This is a genomic window from Myroides sp. N17-2 (genome assembly GCF_002286775.1).
GTDB lineage: Bacteria > Bacteroidota > Bacteroidia > Flavobacteriales > Flavobacteriaceae > Flavobacterium.
The window spans coordinates 24,117-35,647 of sequence record NZ_NSGJ01000051.1; the positions used below are offsets into that span (position 1 = coordinate 24,117).

10 protein-coding genes and 1 pseudogene are annotated in these 11,531 nt (G+C 35.4%); 5 read left to right on the forward strand and 6 right to left on the reverse strand.

Annotated features, from left to right (window positions below; genetic code table 11):
- The first annotated feature begins 242 nt into the window (after positions 1-242).
- On the forward strand, positions 243-2,402 hold the full coding sequence (locus tag CF599_RS16605) for a TonB-dependent receptor domain-containing protein (RefSeq protein ID WP_121967088.1): 2,160 nt from the start codon (positions 243-245) through the stop codon (positions 2,400-2,402).
- 438 nt (positions 2,403-2,840) lie between these two features.
- Entirely contained in the window at positions 2,841-3,062 is a 222-nt protein-coding gene (locus tag CF599_RS16610; protein WP_121967089.1) for a hypothetical protein, read from the forward strand.
- Here the strand turns inward: CF599_RS16610 and CF599_RS16615 are convergent.
- A pseudogene (locus CF599_RS16615) lies at positions 3,026-4,552 on the reverse strand (IS66 family transposase). The gene CF599_RS16610 and the pseudogene CF599_RS16615 overlap by 37 nt on opposite strands.
- 36 nt (positions 4,553-4,588) lie before the next feature.
- The gene (gene istB, locus CF599_RS16620; protein WP_254050344.1) at positions 4,589-5,317 is read right to left on the reverse strand and encodes an IS21-like element helper ATPase IstB; all 729 of its coding nucleotides are present in this window, start codon (positions 5,315-5,317) and stop codon (positions 4,589-4,591) included.
- A gap of 135 nt (positions 5,318-5,452) precedes the next feature.
- Here istB (CF599_RS16620) and CF599_RS16625 point away from each other — a divergent pair, with 135 nt between their 5' ends.
- On the forward strand, positions 5,453-6,247 hold the full coding sequence (locus CF599_RS16625; protein WP_254050345.1) for a LuxR C-terminal-related transcriptional regulator: 795 nt from the start codon (positions 5,453-5,455) through the stop codon (positions 6,245-6,247).
- Here CF599_RS16625 and tnpA read toward each other — a convergent pair.
- On the reverse strand, positions 6,202-6,633 hold the full coding sequence (gene tnpA, locus CF599_RS16630) for an IS200/IS605 family transposase (protein WP_121967090.1): 432 nt from the start codon (positions 6,631-6,633) through the stop codon (positions 6,202-6,204). The genes CF599_RS16625 and tnpA overlap by 46 nt on opposite strands.
- Before the next feature lie 218 nt (positions 6,634-6,851).
- Here tnpA and CF599_RS16635 point away from each other — a divergent pair, with 218 nt between their 5' ends.
- Complete coding sequence (locus CF599_RS16635; protein ID WP_254050346.1) at positions 6,852-7,583, forward strand: transposase; 732 nt, start codon at positions 6,852-6,854, stop codon at positions 7,581-7,583.
- An 18-nt stretch (positions 7,584-7,601) separates the two neighbouring features.
- On the forward strand, positions 7,602-8,330 hold the full coding sequence (gene istB, locus CF599_RS16640) for an IS21-like element helper ATPase IstB (RefSeq protein WP_121967091.1): 729 nt from the start codon (positions 7,602-7,604) through the stop codon (positions 8,328-8,330).
- A 188-nt stretch (positions 8,331-8,518) separates the two neighbouring features.
- Here the strand turns inward: istB (CF599_RS16640) and istA are convergent, their stop codons facing one another.
- The 3 genes from istA to tnpB form a co-directional block, all read right to left on the reverse strand.
- Positions 8,519-10,078, reverse strand: a complete 1,560-nt coding sequence (gene istA / locus CF599_RS16650; protein ID WP_254050347.1) for an IS21 family transposase — start codon at positions 10,076-10,078, stop codon at positions 8,519-8,521.
- A gap of 142 nt (positions 10,079-10,220) precedes the next feature.
- Complete coding sequence (locus CF599_RS16655) at positions 10,221-10,874, reverse strand: IS66 family transposase zinc-finger binding domain-containing protein (RefSeq protein ID WP_254050348.1); 654 nt, start codon at positions 10,872-10,874, stop codon at positions 10,221-10,223.
- A 49-nt stretch (positions 10,875-10,923) separates the two neighbouring features.
- Positions 10,924-11,262, reverse strand: coding sequence for an IS66 family insertion sequence element accessory protein TnpB (gene tnpB / locus CF599_RS20090; protein ID WP_121967092.1), 339 nt, complete (start codon positions 11,260-11,262; stop codon positions 10,924-10,926).
- Between the last annotated feature and the right edge of the window lie 269 nt (positions 11,263-11,531).

Sequence of the window (11,531 nt, forward strand, 5' to 3'; positions counted from 1 at the left end):
ACGACATCACAGCATCACATCCTCACAACATCACAGCATCACGACATCACACCCTCACATCCTCACAACATCACAACATCACAAAACAAACAACATAAGTTTTTAATCAATCTAAATAATACTCCTTCCCACGTCTTTTATATTCCTTATTGCGTCAGTGCTCTAGCGAAGGGATACCTAATTTTGCCCTGTCAATAAAAGAGATAGTCTTAGTATAGAGACTGTCTATAAGCGATGTCAATATGAAAATACCATACCTTACTTTATCCTTAGTCGCAGTTGTTTTTTTTAACTCAAACGGAGTATTAGCACAGCAAGATACACTTAAGAGCACAGGATTAAACGAAGTGATTATTCAGAAGGAGTCAAAAGCGCAGAAAGAAAGTCGTCAACCAGTACGTGCTACAGTGCTTGATGTAAAAGCAATGAAGCAACAGCCGTCTAGTGTGATCGAGTTAATGAATAGAGCAGTAGGGGTACGCGTTAGACAGACAGGTGGATTAGGAAATAATGCTAGTCTGATGTTAAACGGTTTTGAAGGGAAGTCGATTAAGTATTTTAGAGATGGAGTACCGATGGACTATTTAGGGAATGCGTTTAGCTTCTCAGTAGTTCCGCCGACTATGATAGACCGCATTGAGATATATAAAGGAGTAGTACCAGTGTCACTAGGATCAGATGCTTTAGGAGGTGCTGTCAACATCGTGACAAAAGAACCTGAGAGTAATCAGTCAGTGGATGTCTCTTATCAGATCGGTTCGTATAATACACACAGAGGTACCCTAAACGCTTACTTTCAAGATAAAGAGACGGGATTATTCGGAGGGATAAATAGCTTTATTAATTACTCTGATAACGATTATAAAGTCAATGTGCCTTATACTGATCCAGAGACAGCACAGACACGTAAAGAGAAACACAGACTGTTTCACAACCGCTTTGCTAATGGTTTTGTAGAAGGTTTTGTAGGAGTGAAAAACAAGACTTGGGCAGACGAATTGCGTTTGACTGTATCTAGTTTTTACATTAATAAACAGCATAACTACGGGATGACGATGAACTATCCGTTCGGAGGAGTGACTAGTAATATGAACTCTGTTGTGCCTACCCTTCGTTACCGCAAATCGTTCTTAGATAAAGACTTAAAGTTAGATCAGTTCTTAGTGTATAACACATTACACTCTAGCTATACAGATACCATTAAGGGATTCTATGATTGGAGAGGGAAGTTTACTCCTGTAGCAAGTAAGAATGGGGAAGCTACATCAAGTGGTAGTTTAAAGAAATTGCGTTACCACAACTTTATTTCACGTACTAATCTGTCTTATCGTTTAGACAATGGTTATCTAGAGTTAAACTCTGTTTATAATACCTCTACACGTCGTGGTTCTGATCCTTTCGGGGAGACGTTTCCATTCTCTAAGGTAGATATGCTACAGCGCTCTGTAGTATTTCAGAAGTGGATTACAGGGCTTAATTGGAGATTATATGCCCTAGATGATCGTTTGACTAATGACGTGTCAGCGAAGTATTACTACCTGCGTACAGAAGGATATGAGAGTATGCACGGAGATACACAGATGGAACAACAACGCTCTAAAACAAAGGGTAATTGGGGATTCTCAGAGTCTTTAAAGTTTCAGTTTAACGACCGTATGTATGCCCGCTTCTCAGGAGAACTAGCTGTGCGTCTACCGGAGCAAGATGAGTTCTTTGGAGATGGAACATTCACTCGTACTAATTTTGCTTTAAAACCTGAACGCAGTTGGAACTACAACTTAGGCTTTAATTATAACAACCAAACCAACTTAACGACTGAAGTTAATGTGTTCTACAGACGTACGCACGATATGATTATGCTGCTTAACACAGGTATTTTTGGTAACTATGAGAATATAGATAAGATTAAAGGGGTAGGAGTAGAGATAGATGCGACTTATGCTGTCTTAAAGTGGTTAAAACTGTCAGGTAACGTTACTTACCAAGACTTTAGACTATACGATAAAGAAGACAAGACCTATGAAGGTTCTCGTCTGAGAAATACACCTTACTTCTTCGCTAACTTAGGATTGCGTACAGCGCATAAGGATGTGTTTAAGGCAGGAGATAACTTCTCGTTTTATTATAACTATAGCTTCGTGAAGGCATACTACTTAGACTTTATTCCTAAAGAGTTTGAACCAAATGGCTTCTTAGGATTATGGGGTAAAGCAGAGATTAATGCTGATGCTTATGTAATACCAGATCAGAACTTACACTCAGCAGGAATGGTATGGAGCTATTCACCGAAGTTGTCTTTCGGACTAGAAGCAAAGAACATTTTCAACAGTGAAATCTTCGACAATTATAAAATACAGAACGAAGGCTTTAGTCTTCACTTTAAAGTGAATTGGTCTCTTTAGAAGAGAACAGGGAACAGGAAAAAGGGAACAGGAATAGCTAGGCTTAAGCAGATAACTTATTTCTAATTAATATATGATTATCTCTCTATGATAGATAATCTTGCGAAGCGACCTTACGGCCTTAATGGATAAGCGAGTGTCAATAGAAGTAAATTCTTAGAGACAAAATTCTGTTTGACCGTAGGGAGTTTATTTTGTCTCAGAATTTGCTTCGTAGATTGACCGTTTAGGAGTTACAGCCTTGACTTTTTTTGTTACTTTTTAGTGTCAAGACAAAAAAGTAAATAAATAAAAGCGTAGCGAATCAAACTTTATATAATAAAACATATTGAACTAAATAGAGGAGAAATTTAGTGTTTATTTCCTTTAGAATAGAAAACTGATAAAGCGAAGTTGTAATTCGTGTTAAACCATAAACCATAATAAAAATCTTTTAAAATGAAACAAAACATCTTTAGTACTAAAACAATAGGAGCGTTAGTAATGGCAGGGTTATTTGCTTTTGCATCGTGTTCATCAGACGATAATTCAGGTAGTGAACCAACAAAACCAGAAGAAACAAACAAAACATCATACGCTGTACTAACGTATGCCCTCGAGCAAGTGCATCTTGTGAGATATAATTATTCTTCTACGTTATCCACGATAAGTTTCTTGTAGTTATGAGGATATAAATCTGTAATATTCTTGTGGTTTATGGATTGAATATTTTCAAGAACATATTTAAGCCATTGGTATGGATTAACATCGTGCTTTTTACAGTTAGCAAAAAAAGTATATACCATAGCCGCTCTTTGCGCTGCATCGTTAGAACCAGCAAAGAGGTAGTTTTTATGGCCCAGTGAAACTGGTCTGATTGCGTTTTCAACAAGATTGTTGTCTATCTGTAAGTTTCCATCATATAAGTACGCACTAAGATTATCCCATCTTGTTTGTGAGTAAGCAAGGGCTTTACCTATTTGACTTTTAGGTAAGGTAAGTTTCATTTGAGTAAATACATATTTACCAAGTTCGTTGATAATAGGTAAACTCTCTTTCAGACGAAGCTCTTTGATTTGCTTTGGCGTTAAGTTTTGTTCTTTAGCTTGTTGTTCCACAGCATATAGCTTCTGTATTTGAGCAAGTACATGTTGAGCTCTTGTTTTATCATTATCTAGAGCTCTTTCAAATTCACGACGAGCATGTGTCCAACACCCAAGATGCGTTACATCTGACTTATTTCCATAGGCTTTATACCCTGCGTAACCATCAGTTTGCAGATATCCTTTGAAGTTTTCTAATACAGGTAGTGCAGCGCTACTGGCACGAGTAGGACTGTAATTAAACATCACGAGTTTGGATATAGGTGCGTGATACACTCAATAATACCCAAGATGAGACTTGTCTTTCTTTTTCTCATCTAAGACTTTGATGGTGGTTTCATCAACTTGAAGATAACCTTCGTTTTTGATGTCCATCACCAGCTTTTGGTATAGAGGCTTTAAAGCATCCATACTTTGAGCAACCCAACCATCTATTGTAGAAGAAGCTATATCGATGTTTTCTCTGGAAAAGCGTTGCTTCTGTCTATATAGAGGAAGGTGATCTACGTACTTGTCAACTAATATTGTTGATAGAAGTCCTTCTGAAGCTATTCCTTTATCAATAATTCGCTCTGGAAGATCGCCAATACTAATGTTAGTATTGTCTTTATCTTTAGTAGCGTATTTATATCTAATAAGTCTCTTTATTTTAAAATAACCTGGAACATAATCTAAGATATCTGTGATTTCCTTACCAATGCAAATCATATCTGAGTAGTCTGTTTCTGGATAGATATGTGTTTCTTCTACAGGTAAGTAATCTGACAGTTTAGCTCGTCCTGGATGTTTCTTTTTCTCACGAGAGTAGGTAATCTCTTGTTTGATTACTTCTTCTTGTTCTTCTAAGACTGCTTGTTCAACGTCTAAGAGTAACTGAGTTTGATTAGGGTCTTCAAAGCGTTCTCTGCTTTGACCGAACTTCATGCGTTGAAGTAGTTTCACTTGACGCTCTAGTTCTGTATTTTTTTCTTCTAATTCAGCTGATTTTTCCTTCTCTGTATCAAGTGTATATTCCGGTGAAAGTGCACCACCATTCCGACAAAGTACACCAGTTAGACTACCTCTTATAAAAAATCTTGTACTTCACTGATATTATCAAATTTACTAAATTTTTCTTGTTCTTAGAGATTTTCCTTTTAAAGTTAATCGATGTGCAGAAGCTGTCAATCTGTCAAGTATCGCGTCAGCTAAAGTTGGCTCATCAATAAAGTTATACCAACTCTCAATAGGTAGTTGAGAAGTGATTATTGTACAACTCTTTCCATAGCGATCTTCAAGTATATCAAGCAGTGTTAATCTAGCGTCTGGAGTTAAAGGTTTGAGTCCAAAATCGTCAAGGATTAGTAGGTGTTGATTAGAGATATACTTAATCCATTTAAGGTAAGTACCATCTAATCTTGTCTGAGCCAAGTTCTCGATGAAGTTACTCATACTAAAATAGGCAGTTTTGTAACCTAACATACAAGCCGATCTGCCTATAGCACAAGCTAAGAAGCTTTTACCACACCCCGTAGCACCTGTAATGAGTATGTTTTCAGACTTTTCTAAAAAAAGAGAATCAGAAAGTCTTAATACTTGTTCTCTTGTAAGTCCGCGCTCTTCATTACAGATGATTTGCTCAGGTAAAACATTATAACGCAGCTTACTAGATTTTAACAGTCTTTTAGTCTTAGTTTCCTCTCTATACTCTATTTCAGCTTGGGTCATATTCGCTAGTAGTTCATGAATATTTTGTTGTTCTTGAATAGGTAGTTGACATGTGGATATTACGGTTCGATTAGTGCCAGTGATTTCGGAGTACTTGTGCCACCTATTTCGGTCAAACCGTGCCACTATTCCGTTTCGAATGGTGCCAATTTCCGGTTTGATTTATGCCACTAAAAATAACTCTTAAAGTTATTTCGGTTCAAACCGTGCCACTTTGGAAAGTTAATTACATCTATCTTGTTGTTTATAAAACGATAAGAGATGGCTAATAAACTTGATCCGATGGACTTAAAACAAATTATTACCTTGCATTTAGATGGCTATAGCAACCGAAAAATAGCCAATACATTAGGTATTTCCCGCAACACCATTAATACCTATATGCAATTATTTGCTGCTAGTGATTATTCATTAGAGCAATTGTTATCGTTTGAAACACCTCAATTATCAGAGCTTTTCTCAAGTTTTACAACTGTTGATACTCAGCGTCATAATGAGCTTATGCTGTACTTCGAAACAGTTAATAAAGCTCGTAATCACCCAGGTTTTACCTTTTTATATCATTATAGTCAATACGCTGATACAGTCGTGAATCCCTATAGCTATACTCAGTTTATGGAACACTATAATCGAAAGTATAAAGAGATAAAAGGTTCTATGAAATTAGAACATGAACCTGGAAAAGAAATGTATATCGACTTTGCAGGTAAGAAGCTCTCTTATGTTGATAAGAGTACTGGTGAAATAATACCTGTAGAAGTATTTGTGGCTATTCTACCTCATAGTCAGTACACTTATGTACAAGTCTGCAAAAGCCAGAAAAAAGAAGATTTAATAATGTGTTGTGCTAATGCACTTAGTTTTTATGGAGGAGTTCCATCAGCTATTGTATCAGACAATCTAAAATCCGCTGTGTCACGTTCTAGTAAGTATGAGGCTGAAATAAACCACTATGGACTGAAAGTCCATAGTTTGTTAAAGCAGACTAAAGTCTGCCTGGGTGGAGCAACTTACTCAAGTATAAAGTTACCCTCATTATCATTGGGTTTACGATGATGCTCTAAATATTCATTTAGCATTTCATCAGTAATATTTCCCGTACTCCAACAGCCAAAACCTATCGCCCAAAAGTGACGTCCCAAATACCGTTGTTTCAAAACAGGAAATTCAATTTGTAACTTTCTTGATGTACGTCCTTTTAGCAACTTGACTATATTACTCAGATTTTGTGAAGGACGATACTCTATGTGGAGATGAATATGATCTTTTGAAACAACTCCTTTTAGAATTTGAATATCTTCTGCTTCACAAATTTGAATTATTAGACTACGACAACGTATCTGAATATCACCTTCCAATACTGGATATCGATACTTTGTCGCCCATACTAAATGTGCTGTTAAACGTGAGACACTATGGCCATTTGTGCGTTGGTATACCATATATCAAAGGTAAACATTTTTAGAAGCTGAAAGCTAAATGCACTAAAGTGCATAGTTTTGACTATGGTCTGTGACCAATAAATAGAAGTTTTAAAGATTTTGCTTCGCATTACGGATGTGTTATAAACCCTACTAGAGCCTATTCTCCACAAGACAAAGCCCTTGTAGAGAATGCAGTTCACCTAGTGTATCAAAGAATATCCTATCCCATTAGGGAAATGACGTTCTTTAGCTTAGAAGAACTAAACCAAGAGATACAAAATAGACTAACTTATTATAATCATCTTCTTTTTCAACGCAAAGAATCAAGTCGTGTAGAACTTTATCAATCCATAGAAAGACAATACCTTAAACCTTTACCTAGTAGTAATTATCAAATCAAGGATTATACAAGAGCTAAAGTTCAAAAGATAGGCTATGTATATTTTTCGCCTGATAAGAGCTATTACAGTGTCCCTTATCGCTATATCGGAAATCAAACCACTATTCATTACACCAACACTACAGTAGAGGTCTATTACAATCATTTGCGTATAGCATCACATAAAAGAAGTTTTGCAAAAGGAGTATATACCACTGAGAAAGAGCACTTATCTAGTACACATCAGTTTTACTCGAGTTGGAGCCCAGAATACTTTAAAAAGCAAGCTAAAACACTTGGTGAGAATGTGGTTAAATGCGTTGAAAAAACACTGGATAATGTTGAGTATCCAGAGATAGGTTATAAACGAGTTTTAGGGATTATACAACTACATCGAGGTTACGGTTCACATAGACTTGACAAAGCTTGTGAACTTGCTTTAAAAGAGAATATAGCTACTTATCACCATATCAAAAACATCCTTAAGAACAAGATGGATCTAAACCAAGAAACTATACAAGAACTCAATGCTAATACTCCCCACATCCCTTCGCATAATAATATCAGAGGAGCTTCTTCTTATCAATAAACTTTAATAATCAATTATATGGATAACAATCAAACGATCGAAAAACTAAAAGCTATGCGATTAAACGATATGGCTACACTGCACAGCAGACACCTAAAGGACAATACTACAACATCCTTTACTATAGATGAATATATTGCATTATTAACTGATCACGAATATGAAAACAGACAGAATAGAAAAGTAGAAAGACTAATCAAACAAGCTAATTTTAGGCAAAATACTAGTATAGCCGATATCAACTATACCCATCATAGAGACTTAGATAAGAATATGTTTAGTCGATTAGCAACATTAGATTTTATGCTTAAAAAACAGAACATTATTATAACTGGAGCCAGTGGTGTTGGTAAGAGCTATTTAGCACAAGCACTGGGATATCAAGCTTGTTTAATGGAACACAAAGTCCTGTATTTTAATACAGCCAACCTTTTTAACCTACTTAAATCAAGTAAAATAGATGGTACTTACCAAAGAGAAATGAAGAAAATACTCAAATGTGATTTACTTATTCTTGATGATTTTGGACTACAACCCTTTGATAATCTTATTAGGGAAGTACTCTTCGATATCGTTGATCAAAGGTATAATCAAGCCTCAATTGTTCTATCTTCTCAAATACCAGTATCTGCATGGTATCCATTAATTGGCGAGAACACTATAGCCGACGCAGTTTTAGATCGTATCGTAAACTCTTCTCATAGAATTGAACTTAACGGTGATTCTATGAGAAAGACAAACTTTTAAAGTTTGATGTAACTTTTTTTGTATTATTGTAAGACTTTTCAAAGTGGCACCATTTGACCGAAATGAGTGGCATGGTCAGACCGAAATACCCAACATGCAGCTTGGTAACGATTAGCCATGGCAGTAAGGCGTAGATTTTTTAGTTGTTCTACTGTTTTCTCTGTGTTCATAATAATATATTTTAAGGTTTATTTATACTCATTTGCTCCACGTAGGTTTTCATGTTCAGGTATCTTCTTGAACTCTGTTTCTTGTTCTTCTACCATATCCATGTTATTATCAAGGATATTCTTCAGTACAGTATAATTGAAACGTACTCCCTTTAAAGCTCTTGTACAAGCTTTTTCAATGCGTTGTGGATGGGATTTAGCTAGACGTAGGATACCTAAACATATTTGATACGTATGATCAATATTAGGTTTGCTATCTAAAACTTTTTGAAAATACAGCTTTGTATTTGGACCATATTTAGAAGCTACTTTTAGATAGTGATTCGCATCCCAAGTTTGGCTTTCTAAGAAGGCTTGATGATTATGTGGACGATGGGAAAGCTCTGTAGTGAAATGGTCTTTTGAATAGCTTCGTGTATGTGCTGCAATTCGTTCATTGCCAAAATAGATTTCAACATAGTCCGTACAGTAGATGATTCTAACCTGTTTACCTATATAACGATATGGGACACTATAGTAATGCCAATCTTCTCCGAGTACTACATGATAATTTTTTTGAACCTTCGCTTGAGTGTAGTTTTTAGACACATAAGGAGTTAATGGTAGTGCTTGTAAAGTTTGTTTTTCTTCTGCTTCAAATAACTCTTTACGGCTAAAAGTTTTCTTTTGAAAGTTAAGTGCATGATGCTCCTCTAGTTTTTCAAGTATGCTTTTATTTAAAGATCTTAAAGAATAGAATTCTTCATTTCTTATCTTAGCGTACACCCGTCTATAAGTGATTTTAACCATATTCTCCACGGAAGCTTTATCTTTGGGGTGATATGGTCTTGTAGCTAATAGGTTTAAATTGTTATAATTAGCCCATTGCACTAGTGTTTCATTAAACTCTGGTTCATAGCGATTCCCCTTTTTAACCCACTGTTTCATATTGTCAGATATAATGGATTTGGAAGTCCCTCCGAAGCTAGCCAGTCCATTGTTCAAGGCTTTTATTATCTGTGGTACAGTTGCATCTATAAGAGCTTCTACATAGGTTAATCCGCTAAATGGTAGTATCATTACTAGTACAGCACAAGATATTATTTCTCCTGTAGATCTATCTATGTAAGTTAATTTATCACCCGCAAAATCTACTTCAATTAATTCTCCTGGTTCATGGCTAAAGTTTAATGTAGCTCCTTTTACTTTTGAAAACTCACTCAAAATTTCACAAAAACGAGAATATTTAAAACCTTCAGGATTTTCAAGGATATACTCTTGCCATAATAAATATTTAGTAACACCTATTTTTTTCAATTCTATCAAAAAATAAGAATACAGAGATTCTAAATGAGCTCTACGCTGATTATCTAAAATGGAGTCTTTTTCTATTAAAACTAAACATTGCGCTAAATCACTATCTTCCATAGCTACTAGCTCCGCTAATGAATAATTAGTTTGTTGTGCCAGCTCTAAATAGGATGCAATAGTTCGACGATTTATACCTGTTTGCAGAGCTATATTTCTTTGCGAAACGCCTCTGTCTAAAAACAATAGTACTTGCTTTATTTTGTGCATAGGAAGAGTTTTATTAGCCATATTTAGAATAATGTTAGGGTTAAAAACATATTCTAAATTAGCTTAATTAATATTTTATACTCTTCAGTGGTGTACTTTGATTTGGAATAAGTGGTGCACTATATGCCGGAATGTCAATTGTTTATTGATAAAAAAACTAACTCTACTGGTGCACTTTACCGGAATAAGTGGTATACTTTGTCGGAATAAGTGGTGCACTTTGTCGGAATAAGTGGTACACTTTAACGGATTCGTGGTGCAGTATAGAGTGGAATATCCAGTCGATGATTCGCTCTGGAAGTAATCCAATACTAATTTGGGTATTGTCTTTATCTTTAGTAGCGTATTTATATCGGATGTATTCTATAATTCTAAAATAACTTGGAACGTAATCTAACACTTCTGTTATCTCTTTTCCGATACACATCATATCAGAAAAATCTCCTTCAGGGTATATTTCTACTACTTCTACTGGTAAGTTATCAGGTAATTTAGCCCTTCCAGGATGTTTCTTCTTTTCGCGAGAATAAGTAATTTCTTGCTTGATCGTCTCTTCCTGTACTTCTTTCGTTATTTGTTTAACCTCAAAAGGAAGTTCCATTTGATCAGGATCTTCAAAACGCTCTCTACTTTGACCAAACTTCATACGCTGAAGTAGTTTGACTAAACGCTCTAATTCTGTGTTTTTCTCTTCTAAAACAGATGTTTTATGTTCTTGCTTTGAGATTGCCTTCTCTTGTTTGGAAATAGTCTTTGAGTGCTTTTTTATAAGCGCTAAAAGTTCTTGTTTTGATAAGTTTTCTAAGTCTATTTCCATGAAGTAAATATACGACAAAAGCCTTATTCACACAAGGTTTTAAGAGTATTTACTTCATAGTATACCGCCTTTTCTGACTACTTTTTAGAACTTGGATTCCCTCTACCATAAGTACTAAATCACTCCAACTAATTTGTGTTTTATTATGTATTGGAAAGGCGAAAGTACCTTGCTCTAATCGTTTGTGATATAACACAAATCCGCCCGGCTCCCAATGCAAAAGCTTCATTTGATTGCCTCGGCGATTAATAAATATATAGACACTTCCATTATGAGCTACTTGATTAAGCTCGTTTTGAACAAGGCCACACAAAGAATCAAAACTCTTACGCATATCACAAGCTGATTTATACAGGTGGAATTGATGAGAACTACTCAAGCTAAACATTAAACTAAGTTTACTAATGAATACAGTTCGTTTAAATTATCTGTATGTACTCGTAACTTTACACCATTAGGATACATGATTTCATATTCTTGAAAACGAACCACTTGATCCCTTGTTACAGTTATAAAATCACTATCTACTGACTGACTTAATGTATCCGCCCGAGCAAGTACATCTTGTGAAGTCTAAATATTATTGTACAGCGTCAGTGATTAACGTTTTGTAATTATGAGGATATAGGTCAGTAATCTTCTTGTGATTTATAGATT

Excerpts from the sequence above, each read along its gene's own strand:
- CF599_RS16605 (WP_121967088.1), top strand. The coding sequence starts at position 243 with ATGAAAATACCATACCTTACTTTATCCTTAGTCGCAGTTGTTTTTTTT.
- CF599_RS16610 (WP_121967089.1), top strand. The coding sequence starts at position 2,841 with ATGAAACAAAACATCTTTAGTACTAAAACAATAGGAGCGTTAGTAATG.
- CF599_RS16625 (WP_254050345.1), top strand. The coding sequence starts at position 5,453 with ATGGCTAATAAACTTGATCCGATGGACTTAAAACAAATTATTACCTTG.
- tnpA (WP_121967090.1), bottom strand. The coding sequence starts at position 6,633 with ATGGTATACCAACGCACAAATGGCCATAGTGTCTCACGTTTAACAGCA.
- CF599_RS16635 (WP_254050346.1), top strand. The coding sequence starts at position 6,852 with ATGACGTTCTTTAGCTTAGAAGAACTAAACCAAGAGATACAAAATAGA.
- istB (WP_121967091.1), top strand. The coding sequence starts at position 7,602 with ATGGATAACAATCAAACGATCGAAAAACTAAAAGCTATGCGATTAAAC.
- istA (WP_254050347.1), bottom strand. The coding sequence starts at position 10,078 with ATGGCTAATAAAACTCTTCCTATGCACAAAATAAAGCAAGTACTATTG.
- CF599_RS16655 (WP_254050348.1), bottom strand. The coding sequence starts at position 10,874 with ATGGAAATAGACTTAGAAAACTTATCAAAACAAGAACTTTTAGCGCTT.
- tnpB (WP_121967092.1), bottom strand. The coding sequence starts at position 11,262 with ATGTTTAGCTTGAGTAGTTCTCATCAATTCCACCTGTATAAATCAGCT.